Genomic DNA, 18,646 nt, shown 5'->3' with positions numbered 1-18,646 from the left:
CCGGGATTACTTGGCGAGCAGCTTGTCGAAAAGCGCCTTGTCGTAATCGGAGTAGATATAACCGTCGGCCGGGAACTTGTCGGCCCGTGCGAGGTAGCTGCCGATCGAGCTGTCGTCGATGACGGGCAGCGGCACCTTGACGAAGGCCGGGACGTCCTTGCCCTGCAGCGCCTGCACGGCAGTGTAGACGGAAAGCGCGCCGAGCCAGTTGGGCTGCATCGTCGCCCAGCCCTTCAGGCCCTTCTCCTTCCAGAGCTCCAGGAACTGCCTTGCGTTTTCACCTGTCGTCGGCACCTGTTCGCGGCCTTGCCGTTCGAAGGCCATGACGGAGCCGGCAGACAGCGCGCCGCCGAGCGACAGAACGCCATCAATTTCGGGATTGGCGAAGAGAAGGCTGGTCATCGCTTCCTGGGCCGGCGCGACGTTATATTCCGTGTTCGTCTCGGTGATCACCTTTAGGCCGGGATTGGCATCGAGGACCGGCTGGGCGCCCTTGCGGCGGTCGTCGCTCACCGAAATGCCGGCCGGGCCGTTCATGATGATGATCTTGCCTTTGCCACCGAGCTGGCTGACCATCCACTTGGCAGCGGTGGCGCCCCATTCATTGGAATCGGTGTTGATCTTGGCGGTCACCTTGTCGGTATCGACGAGGCTGTCGAAATTCACCACCGCGATGCCCTTGTCGCAGGCGTCTGAGATGACCCGATCGAGCGCCGTGGAGGAGCCGGCGATCACCACGATGGCGTCGACATTGGCATCGATCATCGACTGGATATGCTGGATCTGCGTCTGGGCGTTACCCTGTGCGTCCGTGATCACCAGGTCCTTCACCAGGCCCGCCTTCTTCAGCTCGTCCACTTCGGCCTTGATGGTGCCTTCGGTCTGCTTCATCCAGGTCGGCACCGAATAGATGTTCGCCCAGCCGATCGTGTAAGGCGCCTTGCGGTCACCCTTGATGCAGTTGGCGGCGGCGGACGCCGTGCCGGCCGAAAAGGCGAGAAGGGCCGCAGCTGCGGCAGCGCCCGCGAAAAGGCGGCGGCGCAGCGAGGCGGAAATGCTCTTTTCAATATGCTTCATGTCGATCCCCTTTTTTGTGTGTGGCAGCGCTGACGGCTTGCCATCTCCCATTTGTCCAATATAATGTACATATGATCTAAATACCGGACGAGGCGATCTTATGCCGTTTTTTCGGCCTCGCAAGAGGGGCGGAAAAATTTCATTCGCTGGGAATGACAGGATCGGTTGACAGATACGGCAGAGGGTTTGAAAAGCTTGGCCGGACGAAAACAGGGATCGATGGCAATGGACGCAATTCAGGACGAAGCAATCGGCAAGCGCGCCCGCGGGCTCGACCGCGCCTTCGAAATCCTCGATTTCCTGCGCCAGAAACGGCAGGCCTTGAAGCCGAACGAAATCGCCGCGCAGATCGGCGCGCCCCGTTCGTCGGTTTACGAGCTCGTCAATCTGTTGCTGAGCAACGGCATTCTCGAATTCACCGGCGGCGAAGGGCGTGTCTATCTCGGCCGCAAGCTCTATTTCCTGGGTGCCGCCTACGAGAACCATTTCGATTTCACCCGTGAATGCGAGGCGACGCTGGAACAGCTTGCCGACGAGACGCGGGAAACGGCGCAGTTCTGCATGCTCGATGGCAACAGATATACGGTCGTGCGCATGCGCGAAGGCGCGCGGCCATTCCGCATTTCGACGGATGTCGGCCAATCGGTGCCGATCCCGTGGACCGCGTCGGGCCGGCTGCTGGTTGCGCATCTGTCGGATCAGGAAATCCTGAACTTCATTCCGCCCCAGGATTTCCGCCTGCCGAACGGCGAATGGCTCGACGCGCAAACCTTCATCGCCGAAGTGCGCCAGGCCGAGCGCGAAGGCCTCTTCACCTTCAACAGCATCGTCGACAGCTTCACGCACTGTTTTGCCGTGCCGGTGCGCGACGAAGAAGGCCATGCAGCCGCAACGCTCTGCCTCGTTACACCACGCGACGACGGCATCGCGAACCGCGACCGCTACCTAGACTGCCTGAAAAAAGCCGCCACCGGTCTGGGCCATGCCCCGGCACGATCAAAGCGAGGCTGACGCTCCGAGCGCAGCTGAACTCCGATACCAGGCACACCGGTTCGTTCGTAAACCGGACCTTTTCCGCATATTCCTTTAAATTGTGTCACGCTGGCGCGGCCTCCTGGCCGGGCTCGCAGGGTCCGCGTGTCCGTCAATCCACGATCGAAAGACCTCAAGGATCGGTCGCAGGGCGCATTTTCCGGGGCTGCCCCGATGGTTGATTTCGAGTTTCAAGCTTATCCCGCAAATCTATTCACTCTGCCTCCGAAACTATGAAATTAAGTTTCTCTATAAAATCTATGGGAAACGTATTTTAGCAATCGGCAGCCAAATTAAACTTTGGCCCTGAACAAGACCAGGCTGTCGACGGCAAATGGAGAGGATGCGGAATGACACGGAAAATCAGGCTTGGAGCATTTCTTCCCGGTGGCGGACAGCATGTTGCTTCCTGGCGGCATCCCGACCAGCCAGTCGACGGCGCGACCAGTTTCGAGTTTCACAAACAACTCGCTCTGACAGCCGAGCGTGGGCTCTTCGATGCCTATTTCCTGGCCGACGGACTGGCTGTCGGTTTCGGCGGAGCGCGCGAAGGCGGCAATGCCCGCGTGTCCGGCTTTGAACCCGTGACATTGTTCTCCGCCCTTGCGCCTTTCACCACCCATCTCGGCTTCATCGCGACGTCCTCGACCACCTACGAGGAGCCCTATACGACCGCCCGCAAGTTCGCCTCGCTGGATCTGATCTCCGAGGGCCGCGCCGGCTGGAACGTCGTGACCACGACCGGCGACCTCACGGCACAGAATTTCAACCGCGAAACGCAGCTTCCGCATGCCGAGCGATATCGCCGCGCCGCCGAGCATGTCGAAGTCGTCCGCAAACTCTGGGAAAGCTTCGAGGACGACGCGTTCATACGCGACAAGGAATCCGGCGTGTTCTTCGACCCTGCGAAGCTCCACGATACCGACTACCGCGGTGAGCATTTCAGCGTGCGCGGTCCGCTCAACGTCTCGCGCTCGCCTCAGGGACATCCCGTTATCGTTCAGGCCGGGCAGTCCGACGACGGGCGAGGCCTTGCCGCAGCGACGGCCGAGGTCATCTTCACCGCCCATCAGCATCTCGAAACCGCCCAGGAGTTCTATCGGGATATCAAGGCGCGCGCCCGCGGCCTCGGCCGGAACCCCGATCACATCCTCGTCATGCCCGGCGTATCGGCTTTCGTCGGCAGGACTGAGGCCGAGGCGCGTGAGAAATACGACCGCCTGACCTCGCTCATCGTCGAAGAGGACGGGATCGGCCTGCTCAACGGCCTGACCGGCGGCACGCTCGACCTGCACGGTTATGATCTCGACGGGCCTCTTCCGCCCGCACCGCCGACGGAAGGCATGAAGAGCCGCCAGGCGCTGATCCGCCAGATCGCCGACGAAAACAACTTCACCATCCGCCAGCTCTATCAGTGGATCGCATCCGCCCGCGGGCACTACACCATCGTCGGAACCGCCGAACAGATCGCCGACACGCTGCAGACATGGTTCGAGAACGAAGCTGCAGACGGCTTCAACATTCTGCCGCCCTGGCTTCCGACGGCGCTCGACGACTTCGTCGATCTGGTCATCCCGGAACTGCAGCGCCGCGGCCTGTTCCGCACGGCTTACGAGGGCAAGACGCTTCGGGAAAACCTGGGCCTGCCTTTCCCGACCAACCGATGGGCTGCCGGACGCGCAGCTCTGCAAGCAGCAGAGTGAGGAGCAAACCATGGCCTATGAAATCAACCAGACTCTCCCGAGAAGCTTCGGCCGCCTGAAGAGCCGCGAAAGCAATGTTTCCGGTCTCGCCTCCCGTGTGCGCGGGGTGCTGGCATCGCTTTTGCCGCGCTACGGCCTTCTCGTCGCCTTCCTCGTGCTCTGGCAGGTGTCGAGCACCAGGGGCTGGGTCAATCCCGCCGTCTTCCCACCCTTAAACGTGATCCTGTCCGCTCTTTGGACCAACCTTGCCAATGGCGCTTTGCTCGATGATATCGCGATCAGCCTGCAACGAGCCGGAACCGCCTTTGCCTTCGCAGTCGTGATCGGCATTCCCCTTGGTCTGTTCATGGGCCAGTTTCGCATCGTCGAACAGGCGCTCGATCCGATCCTGCAGCTCTTCCGCCAGACCTCGGCGCTGGCACTCTATCCGGTCTTCATCCTCCTGCTGGGTCTCGGCGAAACGTCCAAGATATTCATGATCTTCTGGGCGACGCTGTTTCCGGTCCTGCTCGCCACGATCAGCGGCGTCAAGGAGGTGGACAAGAAGCTCATCGAAATGGCGCGGACCTATGGCGCCGGACCGCTGACCATCTTCCGCCGCGTCATCCTGCCGGCGTCCGTGCCCGCGATCTTCGTCGGCCTGCGCCTCTCTGCCACGACAGCGCTTCTCCTGTTGATCGCCGCGGAGATGATCGGCGCCAACAAGGGCATCGGCTTCCAGGTCATGAACGCCCAGTACAATTTCCAGATCCCGCTGATGTTTGCGGCGATCCTTCTGCTCGCCTTCCTCGGCCTTACCGCCAATGCCCTGCTCGTTCTCCTGCAGCGCCATCTCTGCCGCTGGTCTCAGCCGAGCGCCTGACCTGCTTCCCCCAATTTTCCTCTTCCGAAAGGACACCCCCATGACATTCCATCCCCGCAACCTTCTGCTACCCGCCGCAATCGCTCTCGGCCTTGCCACGCCGGCGGCAGCCACCGACACGGTAAAACTGCGCTATCTTGCGAGCCAAGGCGGTCTTGCCGCCCACGAACTCGCCGCCGAACTCGGTTATTTCAAAGATACGGGCATCACGCTGGAGAATGTCGGTTATGCCCAGGGCGGCCCGGCCTCCCTCATTGCCCTGGCATCCGGCGATGTGGAGATCGGCAGCGCTGCCACCTCCGCCGTCCTGAATTCGATCATCGGCGGCAACAACTTCGTCGCTGCTTATCCGTCGAACGGGATCAACGACGAGGTGCAGTCGACTTTCTACGTGCTGGAAGACAGCCCGATCAAAAGCATCAAGGACATTGCCGGCAAGAGCATCGCGGTCAACACGCTCGGCGCGCATCTCGACTACACCATCCGCGAGGCCTTGCATTCCGTCGGCCTGCCGAGCGACTCCGCCAATCAGGTCGTCGTTCCCGGGCCGCAGCTGGAACAGGTTCTGCGCTCCAAGCAGGTTGATATTGCCGCCTTCGGCTATTGGCAGACGACCTTCGAAGGTGCGGCGCTGAAGAATGGCGGGCTGCGCGCGGTTTTCGATGATACCGACGTGCTCGGTGACATCGCCGGGGGCTTCGTGGTCTTGCGTCGGGATTTCATTCAGCAGCATCCCGAGGCAGCCAAGATCTTCGTCGAACAGTCGGCCCGCGCCCTCGACTATGCCCGTGAACATCCCGAGGAAACCAAGAAGATCTTCGCCAAAGCGCTCGCCGAGCGCGGCGAGAACGCTGATATCGCACAGTATTTCCGCGGCTATGGCGTGCGCGCCGGCGGCCTGCCGGTCGAGCGCGACATCCAGTTCTGGATCGACGTCCTGGTCCGCGAAGGCAAGCTGAAGCAGGGCCAGCTGGCGGCCAAGGACATCCTCTATACGGCCGACGCCAAGCCGGCGAGCAACTGAGGAACCACAATGAGCGTCGCTGAGGACATTCGCCGCGGAGAGGTGACAATCCGTCACCTCTCCAAATCCTACAGGCTGAACGGGAAACCCCTGCAGGTTCTCAAGGATATCAATCTCGACGTCCGCTCCGGCGAAAGCCTCGCCATCGTCGGCGCCAGCGGTTCGGGCAAGACGACTCTCCTCAGGGTTCTGGCCGGACTTGAGGATTCCGATACCGGAGAGGTCTTGGTCGACGGCAAGGCGATAAGAGGCGTCGGCGCCGAGCGCGCCGTCATCTTCCAGGAGCCGCGCCTTCTTCCCTGGCTTGATGTGCTCGACAACGTGGCTTTTGGCCTGGAAACGAGAGGTCTATCGCGCGAGCAGGCGAGGGGGCGGGCACGCCACTATGTCAAGCTCGTCGGGCTGCAGCAATTCGAAGCGGCCTATCCCCGGCAGCTCTCGGGAGGTATGGCGCAGCGCGTCGGCATCGCCCGGGCGCTTGCGGTCCAGCCGGAGATCCTGCTGCTCGACGAACCGCTCGGCGCACTCGATGCGATGACCAAGATCAGCATGCAGCAGGAACTCGCACGGATCTGGCGCGACGAGGACGTGACGACCATTCTCGTCACCCACGATCTCGAAGAGGCGATTTACCTCGCCGACCGGATCCTGATCCTGCCGCGGGAGAAGGGCGGCGAGCCGCGCCTGATCGAAATCGATCTGCCCCGCCCGCGCGACCGCAGCGCCCCGGAATTCGTCCGACACCGTGAGGAGTTGCTGAACCTCTTCGGCTTGCATTGAAGGCTGCTGTTGCGGGCGCCTTTACCGATGAACCTGTCCGCTGATTTCAGTCTTGCGGATTCAAGGTGTTTCACTCGATCCAGGGATCGACAAGTTCGATCCCGAAGCCCTCGAAATCTCTGGTGTTGCGCGTAGCGAGAGTGAGACCGTGAGCAATAGCGGTCGCAGCGATGAGGCCGTCCATCGACGACAGGCCGCGGCCGCTCCGCTTTGCAAGACCCATGAGGTCTCCCCAGGCGAGAGCAACCGGTTCATCCACTGGAATGATGCGACGCTCGAAGCGTTGCGTCAGATCTTGGGCAAGCCATTCGGCCAGCACGTCGCGTTTTCGTCCCTTATCCATCAGGGCAACGCCGCGCCTGATCTCTGCGATCGACACGATGCTGATGAAGGAGCGATCCTCGTCGAGCCTATCCAGCCATTCCAAGACGCGCGCACTGGGGTTCGGCTTCGTCACCTCGGACAGGATATTGGTATCAAGCAGAAGCCTCACAGAGCCGGATCACGCGGTTCGTCATGTTGACGCTCAAGGTCCAGATCTGCGCCGCGTAGCGGTGACTCCATCAGGAATTCGGCAAGCGTCCCCTTGCGCGCGGTCTTCCGTTGCCATTCCTCGGCAGAAACGACAACCACGCTCGGCTTGCCGTTTCGCGTGATTGTCTGAGGTGCGGATTGTGCGCGTTCGATGACCTCGGAAAGCTTCGCCTTTGCACTGGCAACGGTCCAGCTTTCATCGTCTTGCCGTGATGACTGCATCGCTCACCTCGTGACCAGAATGACTATGATGACTATAGGGCGAGACCGAGTGGATGGCAAGCGGCGCGGAAGAAACGGCAGGCGGCCATCATGGCTTGCCCCTCGCTCCTGCTGTCAGATAGGGCCGCCGATCCAGTTCCGCCGACCTGTAGGAGCTGCGCAGCCGCAGCAGGTCCTTGCGGGCGATCAGGCCACACAGTTTGCCCGAGGTGGGATCGACAATCGGAACGCGACCGTCGCCCGTCGACAGCATCAGATCGGCGATGAATGCGACCGTATCGTCCGGATGCCCCACGGGGACGGAAGCGTCGGTTACACGTTCCGCTAGCGTCTGCGCGGCAAGCTCCGAATTCCCCTGCCAGAGCAGGCCGTCGGCCCTCGTGACGATGCCGGTCAGCTTGCCCGCCGCATCGACCACCGGATAGATCCGATGTGTTTTCTGCCGGGAGGCGAAGAAGTCGCAGGCTTCTCCGACCGTCATTGTGACGGGGAGCGTGTCGACATTGCTGATCATGATCTCCCTTGCCCGGGACAGCTCGAACGGGTCCACGCCATATTCGCGGGTGATGTGCTGCCCGCGGCGCGCGATCTTCTCGGTGAGGATCGAGCGGCGCAGCAGAAGCACCGTCACGGCATAGGCGACCACCGTTGCGGCAAGCAGCGGAACGAGCGTGCTGACGTCGCCGGTGATCTCCATCGCAAAGAAGGTGCCCGTCAGCGGCGCGCGCATGGTTCCGCCCATCATCGCCGCCATTCCGAGCAGCGCCCAGAAACCGGGATCGTTGCCCGGCATGACGAGGCCGACCAGCCAGCCGAGAGCGCCGCCGAAGATGAGGAGCGGAGCAAGCACGCCGCCCGAGGTGCCCGAAGACAAAGCAAACAGCCAGATGACGGTCTTTACCAGCAGGATCGACATGACAGCCGGTGCGAGCAGCCGGTTGTTGAGCAAGCCGTCGATGATATCGTAGCCGACGCCCATGGCCCGCGGCTCGATGAGGCCGCCGAGGCCGATGACGAGGCCGCCGAGCATCGGCCACCACATCCAGTGGATCGGCAAGCCCTCGAACAGGTCCTCGATCTTGTAGAGCAGCGTCGTCAGCAATCCCGATTGCAGCCCAGAAATGATGCCCATGACAGCGCAGGCGAAAATCCCCCACCAGGGCAGGGCTACCTGGAAATGGGTCGGAAAGAGCGGGCCGGTGCCGAACAGCAGTGGACGCCAGCAGATCGAAACGCAGGCGGCGACGGCAACGGGAATGAAGCTGCGCGGTTTCCACTCGAACAACAGCAGTTCGACCGCCAGCATGACCGCGGCGATCGGCGAGCCGAAGATGGCCGTCATGCCCGCAGCCGCACCGGCGACCAGCAGTGTCTTCCGCTCGGCCGCGCTCATGTGAAAGAATTGCGCGAAGAGCGATCCGATCGCCCCGCCCGTCATGATGATCGGCCCCTCGGCGCCAAACGGGCCGCCGGTTCCGATAGAGATTGCCGAGGACAGCGGCTTCAGAACCGCGACCTTCGGCGACATGCGGCTGCCGCCGATCAGGATGGCCTCGATCGCTTCGGGAATGCCGTGGCCGCGGATTTTCTCCGACCCGAAGCGGGCCATCAGCCCGATGACGAGGCCGCCCAGCGGCGGAACCAACACCACCCACAGCGAGCGCGGCACGGCGGCCAGAGAGGCGGGGTGGATGCCGATCTCTCCGAACCAGATGGCATTCGTCACGAGCGCGATGAGGCTGACGAGACACCAGGCTGCAAAGGCGCCAGCAGTGCCGACGATGATGGACATACCGACCAGCAGGAGGACCCGCCGGTCGGTGGTGAAGTCTCCGGCCTCGCGCCGGGAAAGACCGCCGGTGAAATCGTGTGGCCGGTTGCTGGGTTGATGCTGCGCCATAAAAGCCTCTGCTACGCGGAAATGGGTATGCTTAAGTGGCGTCAATATATCGTGATACGATATAAATCAATGGATGAAAGCGTGGAGGAGAAAATGTCTCAGGAGACGCCTCACTTGACCGGCTGGCGCCCGCCCATCTATTCGAGATGGCGGAAGGGCTCCCGACCTTGGCAGCCGTTGCGGCAGAGGAGAATAGCTTTGAAAAAAACCATGCCGCCGCTGAGACAAGAGGATTACGAAGCTCTCGCCGACCTCCGATTTGCGCTTCGCCAGTTCATGGATTTCAGCGCATCTGCCGCACAGTCGGAAGGACTGCCGGTCCAGCAGCATCAGGCGCTGCTCGCGATCAAGGGACAACGCGGCGGCGAAGCGATGACCATCGGCATGCTGGCCGAGCGGCTCATCATCGCGCCCCACACGGCGACCGAGCTCGTCGGGCGGCTGTCTGATGCCGGACTGGTTGAACGCCATGCAGATCCGGCCGACAGGCGTCGCCAGACGCTTCTCCTGACCGACAAGGCGGACGAGCTTCTGACGCGACTGAGCGCCGTCCACCTCTCGGAAATCAGGGTCATGGCCCCGAAGCTGATCGAGCTTCTCCTCGAACTCCAGAAATCGGCCCAAATAGCGGAATAGGGCGCCCTCAGCCCCGTCACCGGAAGAGTCGGGGCGTGAAGAGCTGTGTTAGCGGCCGACGGTCTGGCTCTCCGGCGTTCAGCTCAGAAGCGTGTTCCTCAAGCGATGAATGTGAGCAGCCCCGATGCCGCAGCAGCCGCCGATGATCGTCGCGCCGGCCTCGGCCCAGGCGCAGGCATAACGCGAATAGGCATCGTCGTTCAGGTCGTCGCGGGTATCGTGCAGGCCCTCATTGGCGGCCGCTTCGCCTGTTTCCCCTTCGAAAGCATTGGCATAGACGCCGATTTCGATCTGAGCGTCCACCTTCCCGAAGACACGTGCCGCAGTCTCCACGGCCGCCTGCATGACCTCCGGCTTGCTACAATTGAACAGGAAAGCCTCCGCGCCCGATGAAACCGCCCACGACGCCGCATCCTCGACGCTTTCGCCGGAGCGAAGCTTCGGTTCGCCGCCTCTCATGGCTGCCTCGTCATCCGCCAATGTGAAGGCAATCCAGAACGGTTTGCTCGATGCCGCCACCGCCTTGCGCACGGCCTCTGCCTCGGCGATCAGGCTCAGCGTCTCGCCGAGCCATATATCGACGAACGGATTGAGGTTTTCGACGAGCACCTTGAGATAATCCTGCACCCGTGAAGGATCAAAGTTCTGCGGCTCGTAGGAGCCGAAGATCGGCGGCAGCGAACCGGCGACCACCACCTTCCGATCGGTGACGGTATCGGCGGCCTCTCGCGCCAGGCGACCGGCGAGACGGATCAGTTCCGCACCCTCCTTCCGGAACCGGTCCTCGCCGATATGGAAGGGCACGAGCGCATAGCTGTTTGTCGTGATGACCTGAGAGCCGGCGGCGATGAACTCCTCGTGCACCTCGCGCACGATGTCAGGCGAGTTCATCAGCGCCAATGCCGACCATTCCGGTTGTTTCAGTTCGGCGCCGAGCCGCAGCAGCTCGCGGCTCATGCCGCCATCGAGAATTCGGGTCGTGCTCATGAAGAGGTCTCCATTCAGTCTGTCGCGCCGTCGCCGGCGGTGGGCTTTTCATAACAAAGTGGGCGAGATGCACCTGGTTCGTGCGTAAGCGAGTTCATGGCCAGTCCCCTATCCGCCGGCCTAGCGGCGAACCGGCACCTGCGCTTCGAGACCTCGAAAAGCACGGGCGATCACAGCGGTCAGGGCGAGATAGAAGAGAGTGACGACGATCAAGGGTTCGTAGACGAGCAGCGTGTCCTGGCGGACCTTGTTTGCCACGGCGTAGAGATCCATCACCGTCACCGTGAAGGCGAGCGGCGTCGCCTTGAGCTGCATGACGATCTCTCCGGCAATGGTCGGCAGGGCGATGCGAATGGCGCGCGGCAGCCAGATGCGGCGGGTCAGCTTCCAGGGCGACAGGCCAAAGGCCCGCCCGGCTTCGAGCTCGCCCTTGGGCACGGCAAGCAGCGCGCCGCGCAACACCTCCGCCTCGTAGGCCGCATAATTCAGCGTGAAGCTGACGGCCGCAAAGAAGAAGCCCTCGCGCAGGATCGGCCAGAACAGGCTCTGGCGGATGCCGGGGATCATAGGCAACAACGAGCCCACCCCGTAATAGAGAAGCCACAGCTGGATCAGCAACGGCGTGCCGCGGAAGAAGGTGCAGTAGCCCCGCGCCAGCAGCCGCGTCAGCCTGCCGCCGCTGACCTGCGCGAAGGCGAGACCGATCGCAAGGATGAAGCCGAACACGACGGAAATGATGAGCAGCGCAACGGTCTGCCAGGCGCCTGTCAGCAGCAGCGGCCAGTAAGAAGAGATCCAGGTGAAACTCATGGGCGTACTTTCTTCAGGCGAGGCGCGGCTGACCGCGTCGCACCCGCCCTTCGATCAGCTTGAAGACGACGTTGGAAACCAGCGTGATGGCGAGGTAGAGAAAGGCCGAGGCGAGGAAGAAGATGAAGTAGTGTTTGGTGCTCGCCCCGGCCAGACGGGTGGCCAGCGCCAGTTCCTGATAACCGACGACCGCGACCAATGCGCTGTCCTTGGTGACCGACATCCAGAGATTGGCTAGGCCCGGCAGGGCATTCGGCAACAGCGCTGGCAGCAGGACGCGGCGAAACCGCAGCATCGGCCCCATGCCGAAGGCCTTGGCGGCTTCGATCTGGCCAACGGGAATGGCAAGGATCGCGCCGCGCAGCACCTCGGTCATATAGGCGCCCTGCACGAAACCCAGCACAGCGACGGCCGCGACGAAGCCATTTACATTGACCGGCGGCAGGTCCAGCGCGGCCAGAAGCCGGTTGAGCCCATCGGTCCCCGCGTAATAGAGCCCGACGATGAGAATTAGCTCGGGAACGGCACGAATGACAGTCGTATAGAGATCGAGCAGAAGGCGGAGCGCTCGATTGCCCGAAAGCTTTCCAAGCGCACCGCCGGTGCCAAGCAGCAGGCCAATCGCGAAAGCGCAGGCCGAGATGGCGATCGTGGAGACCGCGCCCGTCAGCAGGACGCCGCCCCATCCCGGAGGATAGGGGGAGAGCAGGTCCAGAATGCCTTGTTGCGCGGTCGCCATCGTGGGGATTGCTTACTTCGCGCCGTAAATGTCGAAATCGAAGTATTTCTTGGTGATGGCGTCATATTTGCCGCTGGCGCGGACGGCAGTGATGGCCGCGTTCAGCTTGGACTTCAAATCGGTATCTTCCTTGCGGAGGCCGCCCGAAACACCGGCTCCGAGAATTTCCTTGTCGTCGGCGACATCACCCATCTTGGCGCAGCAATCCTTGCCGCCGTCGCTCTTCAGAAAAGCGTCGAGCGCCAGTGAATCGCCGAAAACATAGTCGATGCGGCCGGAGGCGAGATCCTGGAAAGCCTCGTCGAGCGTCTGGTAGGTCTTTTCCTCGGCAGCACCGGCGAAATATTTCTTGTAATATTCCGACTGGATCGTCGACACCTGGATGCCGATGGTCTTGCCCTTCACGTCCTCGGCGGTGGCGCCCGGCTTCTGGTCCTTGGGACCGATCAGGGTGCTCGGCGTGTTGTAATATTTGTCGGTGAAATCGATCACCTTCGAGCGCTCGGCGGTGTTCGACATCGATGACCAGATCACGTCGAATTTCTTGCTCTGCAGAGCGGGAATGAGCCCATCCCAGGAAATGTCGACGATCGAGCATTTCTCCTTCATCTCTTCGCAGACGGCATTCATCAGATCGATTTCCCATCCGTGCCATTCGCCTGAAGCATCCTTGGCGAAGAAGGGAGGGTAGGATTCGTTCATGACGCCGAAGCGGACTTCGGCCTGTGCGGTGACGGCCGAAAGCGCAAGTGCCGCGCCGGCAAAGAGCATGGGGAGCAGTTTCATTCGCAGGATTCTCCTGTTGGATGTTGTCGATGATGGGATGTGCATCAGTGGGCGCTGAGGCCGGTGAATTCCCGGCAGCGGGCGCTGACGGGCGCCCCGAATATCTGCTCCGGCGGTCCTTCTTCCTCGATCCGTCCCTGATGCAGGAAGAGAACACGGCTGGAGACATCGCGGGCGAAGCGCATCTCATGCGTGACGATCAGCATGGTCCGGCCTTCTTCCGCCAGATCGCGGATAACTTTCAGTACCTCGCCGACGAGTTCGGGATCGAGCGCCGAAGTCGGCTCGTCGAACAGCATGACATCGGGATCGACGCAGAGCGCTCTCGCGATCGCCGCGCGCTGCTGCTGGCCGCCGGAAAGGAAGGCGGGATAGACATCGCGCTTCTCGAAAAGCCCGACCTTGTGGAGCAGCGCTTCAGCCTTTTCGGTCGCCTCCCGTCTGGAAATGCCCAGAACATGCACCGGCGCCTCGATGACGTTTTCCAGCACGGTGCGATGCGCCCAGAGATTGAAGCTCTGGAAGACCATGCCGAGCCCGGTCCGCAGCCGTTCGACCTGCCGCCAGCTGCGCGGCTGCAGCCGGCCGCCGCGGCCAGCCTTCAGCGCGATCTCCTCGCCATTCACGGCAATGCGACCTTGATCCGGCGTTTCCAGGAAATTGATGCATCTGAGGAAGGTGCTCTTGCCGGAACCCGACGAGCCGATAATGGAGATGACATCCGACTTGTGGGCCTCGGTCGAAATACCCTTGAGAACCTGTTGCGAGCCGAAGCTTTTATGGAGATCTTCGACGCGAAGAGCAGGAAAGGGTTGATCCGACATGCATGGGTCCGGCTGAACTGAATTTGCAAAGGATAATGATAAAAGAACGCGGATTTTTCGCGCAATTTTTGTCTCTTCTGCATATTTTGTGCAAAATAATCTTTCTCATGCGGCGAATGCGGCAGAATGCGATAAATGCTGCGACAAATTAGGACTGGATAATGGAACAACTGGATCGTTTTGACCGTGACATACTCGATATCGTTCAGCGCGACTGCCAGCTGAAGGCCGAAACCATCGCCGAAAGGGTCGGTCTGTCGGTCTCGGCCGTGCAGAGGCGCCTGAAGCGCCTGCGCGAAGACGGGATCATCAAGGCGGAAGTCGCCGTCGTCGACCGCAAGGCAACGGGAACGGCGATGGTTTTCATCGTCGGGATGGAGATCGAACGGGACAATTACGACGCACTGGCGAAATTCCGCCTCTGGGCGGAGAAGCAGGATCACATCCAGCAGGTCTATTACGTCACCGGCGCGGTCGATCTGATCGCAATCGTCACCGCCCGTGACGTTGAGCATTATGACGACATCGCCGCGCTGATCATGGCGGAAAATCCGCAGATCCGTCGCATGCACACGAATGTGGTACTGCGGGACGTCAAGCTCGGCCTGTTTGTGCCCCTGGAACAGTGATGGCGCGGCCGCATTGGTCCGGCCGCGCGGACAAGCCGCTGGACTCGCATATGACAAAGGGCATAATTCCGGGCGCACATTCTCGGGAGGAATGATCGTTGACGCTCCGACACCAGATCATCGCATTGGCGATCGTCCCGCTCGTCATTTCGATCCTTGCGATCACCACCTTCATCACCTGGCAATCGGCAAACCTCGCCAAGAACAGCATCGATACGTTCGAGCAGAACATGCTGAAGACCAAGGAAGCCGAAATCCTCAATCTGACCAACCTTGCCCTGTCCGCCATCCAGACGATCTATGACAAGGCCGGTCCCAACGACGAGGCAGCCAAGCAGCAGGTGTCTGAGATTCTGACCTCGCTCGACTACGGCAAGGATGGATATTTCTTCGTCTACGACTATGACGGCAACAACATCGTCCATCCGCGCCAGACGTTCCGGCACGGGCACAATTGGCTCGACCTCACCGATCCCGATGGCGACAAGGTCATTGCCGAACTGATCGCCACGGCAAAGGCGGGCGGCGGCCTGCATCAGTACAAATGGCAGAAACCATCGACCGGGCAGATCGCCGACAAGCTCTCCTTCGTCGTCAGTCTCGACAAATGGCACTGGGTCGTCGGAACCGGCGTCTACCTCGACGACGTCTTTGCCCAGAGTGCGGCCGCCAATGCGGTGACCCGCGCCAACATAAGGCGAACCTTCGTCATCGTCGCGCTGATCGCCGTGCCCTCAGTGCTCGTCGTTTTCACGACCTGCATGTTGCTGACCTTCCACGAGCGTCGCATGGCCGACAGCCGGCTCAAGGCGCTGACGCAACGGGTCATCGACACCCAGGAAGAAGAGCGCGCGCGGCTTGCGCGCGAATTGCATGACGGCATTTCCCAGAACCTCGTCGGCGTGCGCTATGCGATGGATCTCGCCGGCCGCAAGGTCAGGACCAATGTCGACGATGCGGCCCTCACCATCGACCGCGGCATCGAAGCGCTGAATGGAGCGATCAAGGAAATCCGGCTGCTGTCGCATGATCTGCGCCCGCGCGTGCTCGACGACCTCGGCCTGAGGGCGGCGCTGGAGGCACTGTGTTATCACTTCGCCGAGCGGACCGGGATCGAGACGGAGATCGACGCTTCGGGCTTTAGCGATACGTTGAAGGCCGAAGCCAATACCGCGCTTTATCGGGTCGCGCAGGAAGCCTTCAACAATGTCGAGCGGCACTCCGGCGCCTCAAGGCTTGTCGTCAAGCTCTGGAGCGACGGCGGCCGTGCGCGCATGACCGTCACCGACAACGGCACCGGCTTCGACGGCAGCAAGGACGGTGTATCGGGCACATCGGGTCTCGGCCTGCGCAACATGCAGGAGCGGATGGCCCACTTCCGCGGCCTTTTATTGATCAACAGCAACGAGGCCGGCACGACGCTGACGGCGATGCTGCCGAAATCGGCCAATCGTCCCGCCGATCGGCAGGCGGAAGCCGCATGACGGAACGTCCGAAAATCAGGGTGCTCTTGATCGACAACCATCCGCTGGTGCTGGACGGCCTGAAAGCCGTGCTCGAAACATTCGACCATATCGAAGTCGCCGGAACGGCCGGGCTTGCCCAAACGGGGCTTGATATCGGCCGACAGGTTCTGCCGCAGGTCGTGCTGATGGACATCAACATGCCGAAGCTCAGCGGCATCGACGCGATCGAATTGTTCCGGAACGAACTTCCGCAAGCCCGCGTCGTGATGCTCTCGATGCATGACAGCCGCGAATATATCTCCTCTTCGGTCATGCATGGCGCAGCCGGCTACATTCTGAAGGACGTCTCGACCGACGAGATCGTCTCGGCCATCGAGACGGTCGCGGGCGGAGGTACCTATTTCTCCTCGGGTGTCTTCGACGCACTGATGGGCGAACGTGCGGAGGAGGGTGCCGATCCGCTGACGCCGCGCGAGCGCGACACTCTGGGATTGATCGTCGCCGGCCGCAGTAACAGGGAAATCGCCGAGATGCTAGGGATAACCTCGGCGACGGCAGAGACGCATCGCAAGAACCTGAAGAAGAAGCTCGGCATTGCCACCACTGCGGGTCTCATTCGCTATGCGCTCGATCACGGCATCGTCTCGAAAGTCGGCTAAACCAAGCCTACCCACTTCTGGGTAGGCTGCGGCATTTCGGCCCAGCGCCTATCTTGTAGGAACAAAACCAGCGCCATAGGAGTCGATCACGGCTGGCCCAAGGGTAAGCCGTTGGGAGGAATTCATATGCGTCATGTCCGCTTCCGTTCGATCGGAAAACCTCACGCGACCCGAACCGGGCCTGCCGCGGCCGCCGGCTGACAGATCTGCCTTCCACGCCGACAACTGGAACATGGCGACCGCGCCCGCGGCGCCTGAGAGGTATCCGACATGGAAAAACCACGTAACAAGGCAGCGCTCTGGCTGCTGGTCATTCCTTTCATAGGTCTGCTCTGGCCGCCATTCTACAACGCCCGCGAACCGTCGCTTTTCGGCTTCCCCTTCTTCTATTGGTATCAAATTCTGTGGGTGCCGATCACCGCGACGCTGACCTGGATCGCCTATCGGAGCACCCGCCATGACGACTGACATCAACGGCACGGCGCTTGCCGTCTTTATCTTCTTCTTCGCGCTCGTCACGGTCATGGGCTTCGTCGCGAGCCGCTGGCGCAAGCCCGAAACGCTGGCGCATATCGACGAATGGGGCCTCGGCGGACGCAATTTCGGCACCTGGATCACCTGGTTCCTCGTCGGCGGCGATTTCTATACCGCCTATACCGTGATCGCCGTCCCGGCGCTGGTCTATACGGTGGGCGCCTACGGCTTCTTCGCGCTGCCCTATACGATCGTCGTCTATCCCTTCGTCTTCATGGTCATGCCGGTTCTCTGGAAACGCGCCAAGGAATTCGGTTATGTCACGGCAGCCGACGTCGTCCATGGTCAATACGGATCGCGTGGTCTCGAACTCGCCGTCGCGGCAACCGGCGTCATCGCCACCATGCCTTACATCGCCCTCCAGCTCGTCGGTATGACCGCGGTCCTGAAGGCGCTCGGACTGCATGGCGAATTGCCGCTTGCGATCGCCTTCATCATCCTGGCGCTCTACACTTATTCGGCGGGCCTGCGCGCGCCGGCGCTGATCGCCTTCGTCAAGGACATCATGATCTATATCGTGGTGATTGCAGCCGTCGCACTCATCCCGTCGAAGCTCGGAGGCTATGCGAATGTCTTCGCCTCGGCCGACGCCGCCTTCCAGGCCAAGGGGTCCGGCAGCCTGCTGCTTGGCGGCAACCAGTATGTCGCCTATGCCACGCTCGCTCTCGGTTCGGCGCTTGCGGCCTTCATGTATCCGCATACGCTGACGGGCATCTTTGCCTCCAACAGCGGCAAGACGATCCGCAAGAATGCGATCATGCTGCCCGCCTATACGCTGCTGCTCGGCCTTCTGGCGCTGCTCGGCTATATGGGCCATGCCGCCAACCTGAAGCTCGAGAGCGCCAATGACGTCGTTCCAGCGCTGTTCAAGACGCTCTTTTCGGGCTGGTTCTCCGGCTTTGCCTTTGCGGCAATCGCCATCGGTGCGCTGGTGCCGGCGGCGGTGATGAGCATCGGCGCTGCCAATCTCTTCACCCGCAATTTCTGGAAGGCCTATGTCGACCCCCAGGTCAGCGATGCGGGTGAAGCCAAGGTCGCGAAGATCACGTCGCTGGTGGTAAAGGTCGGAGCGCTTCTCGTCATCATCTTCCTGCCGACGCAATTCGCACTCGACCTGCAGCTGCTCGGCGGCATCTGGATCCTGCAGACGCTTCCGGCCCTGGTCTTCGGCCTCTATACCAACTGGTTCCGCGCACCCGCTCTGCTTACCGGCTGGTTCGTCGGCTTCTGCGGCGGCACCCTCCTCGTCTGGGATGCCGGCTGGAAGCCTCTTCATCTGGTCAGCCTCGGCGGCGAACCCTTCACCGTCTATACCGGCCTCCTGGCGCTTGCGGCCAACATCGCCATTGCGGTCGTGGTCAGCGCTCTGCTTCCAGCGAGTGCTCCTGTCCGGGCATAAGACAACGTCAAAACGAAGGGCAGCGTACGCTTCCCTTCGCAAC

Annotated in this window: 20 protein-coding genes; 11 read left to right on the top strand and 9 right to left on the bottom strand. The window is 61.6% G+C overall.

All coding sequences use genetic code 11. From position 1 onward, the window contains the following. Positions 1-6 precede the first annotated feature (6 nt). Positions 7-1,077 (bottom strand): ABC transporter substrate-binding protein, encoded by a 1,071-nt coding sequence (locus EFQ99_RS30060; protein WP_126924803.1) that lies wholly within the window; start codon positions 1,075-1,077, stop codon positions 7-9. A gap of 225 nt (positions 1,078-1,302) precedes the next feature. Between EFQ99_RS30060 and EFQ99_RS30055 the strand changes: the two genes are divergently transcribed. From EFQ99_RS30055 to EFQ99_RS30035, 5 genes are all read left to right on the top strand, one after another. After that, positions 1,303-2,088: an IclR family transcriptional regulator gene (locus tag EFQ99_RS30055; RefSeq protein WP_126924802.1), complete on the top strand. Its 786-nt coding sequence runs from the start codon at positions 1,303-1,305 to the stop codon at positions 2,086-2,088. A gap of 371 nt (positions 2,089-2,459) precedes the next feature. Beyond that, positions 2,460-3,812, top strand: coding sequence for an LLM class flavin-dependent oxidoreductase (locus tag EFQ99_RS30050; protein WP_126924801.1), 1,353 nt, complete (start codon positions 2,460-2,462; stop codon positions 3,810-3,812). Positions 3,813-3,822: 10 nt separating this feature from the next. After that, positions 3,823-4,674, top strand: coding sequence for an ABC transporter permease (locus EFQ99_RS30045; protein WP_126924800.1), 852 nt, complete (start codon positions 3,823-3,825; stop codon positions 4,672-4,674). A 40-nt stretch (positions 4,675-4,714) separates the two neighbouring features. Further along, positions 4,715-5,698, top strand: a complete 984-nt coding sequence (locus EFQ99_RS30040) for an ABC transporter substrate-binding protein (protein WP_126924799.1) — start codon at positions 4,715-4,717, stop codon at positions 5,696-5,698. A gap of 9 nt (positions 5,699-5,707) precedes the next feature. Then, positions 5,708-6,478, top strand: coding sequence for an ABC transporter ATP-binding protein (locus tag EFQ99_RS30035; RefSeq protein ID WP_126924798.1), 771 nt, complete (start codon positions 5,708-5,710; stop codon positions 6,476-6,478). 70 nt (positions 6,479-6,548) lie between these two features. Here the strand turns inward: EFQ99_RS30035 and EFQ99_RS30030 are convergent, their stop codons facing one another. From EFQ99_RS30030 to EFQ99_RS30020, 3 genes are all read right to left on the bottom strand, one after another. Then, positions 6,549-6,971, bottom strand: coding sequence for a type II toxin-antitoxin system VapC family toxin (locus tag EFQ99_RS30030; RefSeq protein ID WP_126924797.1), 423 nt, complete (start codon positions 6,969-6,971; stop codon positions 6,549-6,551). After that, positions 6,968-7,234 (bottom strand): type II toxin-antitoxin system Phd/YefM family antitoxin, encoded by a 267-nt coding sequence (locus EFQ99_RS30025; RefSeq protein WP_126924796.1) that lies wholly within the window; start codon positions 7,232-7,234, stop codon positions 6,968-6,970. The genes EFQ99_RS30030 and EFQ99_RS30025 overlap by 4 nt, the downstream gene beginning before the upstream one ends. Positions 7,235-7,322: 88 nt before the next feature. Further along, positions 7,323-9,134: a chloride channel protein gene (locus EFQ99_RS30020; protein ID WP_126924795.1), complete on the bottom strand. Its 1,812-nt coding sequence runs from the start codon at positions 9,132-9,134 to the stop codon at positions 7,323-7,325. Between the two features lie 198 nt (positions 9,135-9,332). Between EFQ99_RS30020 and EFQ99_RS30015 the strand changes: the two genes are divergently transcribed. Beyond that, the gene (locus EFQ99_RS30015) at positions 9,333-9,770 is read left to right on the top strand and encodes a MarR family winged helix-turn-helix transcriptional regulator (protein WP_126924794.1); all 438 of its coding nucleotides are present in this window, start codon (positions 9,333-9,335) and stop codon (positions 9,768-9,770) included. 78 nt (positions 9,771-9,848) lie between these two features. Here EFQ99_RS30015 and EFQ99_RS30010 read toward each other — a convergent pair whose 3' ends face one another. The 5 genes from EFQ99_RS30010 to EFQ99_RS29990 all read right to left on the bottom strand — a co-directional run bounded on the left by EFQ99_RS30010 (position 9,849) and on the right by EFQ99_RS29990 (position 13,916). Continuing rightward, the gene (locus EFQ99_RS30010; protein WP_126924793.1) at positions 9,849-10,757 is read right to left on the bottom strand and encodes a homocysteine S-methyltransferase family protein; all 909 of its coding nucleotides are present in this window, start codon (positions 10,755-10,757) and stop codon (positions 9,849-9,851) included. A 120-nt stretch (positions 10,758-10,877) separates the two neighbouring features. Continuing rightward, a complete protein-coding gene (locus EFQ99_RS30005) occupies positions 10,878-11,567 on the bottom strand; it encodes an ABC transporter permease (protein WP_126924792.1) in 690 nt (229 codons plus the stop codon). A 13-nt stretch (positions 11,568-11,580) separates the two neighbouring features. Beyond that, complete coding sequence (locus EFQ99_RS30000; RefSeq protein ID WP_126924791.1) at positions 11,581-12,306, bottom strand: ABC transporter permease; 726 nt, start codon at positions 12,304-12,306, stop codon at positions 11,581-11,583. 12 nt (positions 12,307-12,318) lie between these two features. Next, positions 12,319-13,092, bottom strand: coding sequence for a transporter substrate-binding domain-containing protein (locus tag EFQ99_RS29995; RefSeq protein WP_126924790.1), 774 nt, complete (start codon positions 13,090-13,092; stop codon positions 12,319-12,321). Between the two features lie 44 nt (positions 13,093-13,136). After that, positions 13,137-13,916: an ABC transporter ATP-binding protein gene (locus EFQ99_RS29990; RefSeq protein ID WP_126924789.1), complete on the bottom strand. Its 780-nt coding sequence runs from the start codon at positions 13,914-13,916 to the stop codon at positions 13,137-13,139. Positions 13,917-14,077: 161 nt separating this feature from the next. Here EFQ99_RS29990 and EFQ99_RS29985 point away from each other — a divergent pair, with 161 nt between their 5' ends. The 5 genes from EFQ99_RS29985 (at position 14,078) to mctP (ending at position 18,603) form a co-directional block, all read left to right on the top strand. Beyond that, complete coding sequence (locus EFQ99_RS29985; protein ID WP_126924788.1) at positions 14,078-14,545, top strand: Lrp/AsnC family transcriptional regulator; 468 nt, start codon at positions 14,078-14,080, stop codon at positions 14,543-14,545. A 98-nt stretch (positions 14,546-14,643) separates the two neighbouring features. Next, positions 14,644-16,029 carry a two-component system sensor histidine kinase MctS gene (gene mctS, locus EFQ99_RS29980; RefSeq protein WP_126924787.1) on the top strand — a complete coding sequence of 462 codons (1,386 nt, stop codon included), beginning with the start codon at positions 14,644-14,646 and terminating at the stop codon, positions 16,027-16,029. Continuing rightward, positions 16,026-16,670 (top strand): two-component system response regulator MctR, encoded by a 645-nt coding sequence (mctR, locus tag EFQ99_RS29975; protein WP_126924786.1) that lies wholly within the window; start codon positions 16,026-16,028, stop codon positions 16,668-16,670. The genes mctS and mctR overlap by 4 nt, the downstream gene beginning before the upstream one ends. A 270-nt stretch (positions 16,671-16,940) precedes the next feature. Beyond that, positions 16,941-17,138: a DUF3311 domain-containing protein gene (locus EFQ99_RS29970; protein WP_126924785.1), complete on the top strand. Its 198-nt coding sequence runs from the start codon at positions 16,941-16,943 to the stop codon at positions 17,136-17,138. Then, positions 17,128-18,603, top strand: a complete 1,476-nt coding sequence (gene mctP, locus EFQ99_RS29965) for a monocarboxylate uptake permease MctP (protein WP_126924784.1) — start codon at positions 17,128-17,130, stop codon at positions 18,601-18,603. Before EFQ99_RS29970 ends, mctP begins: the two co-directional genes overlap by 11 nt. Positions 18,604-18,646 lie beyond the last annotated feature (43 nt).

It is taken from the genome of Rhizobium vallis, from assembly GCF_003985155.1.
Taxonomy (GTDB): domain Bacteria; phylum Pseudomonadota; class Alphaproteobacteria; order Rhizobiales; family Rhizobiaceae; genus Rhizobium; species Rhizobium vallis.
Note: the sequence above shows the minus strand (reverse complement) of the source record. Positions and strands in the feature narration are given on the sequence as shown.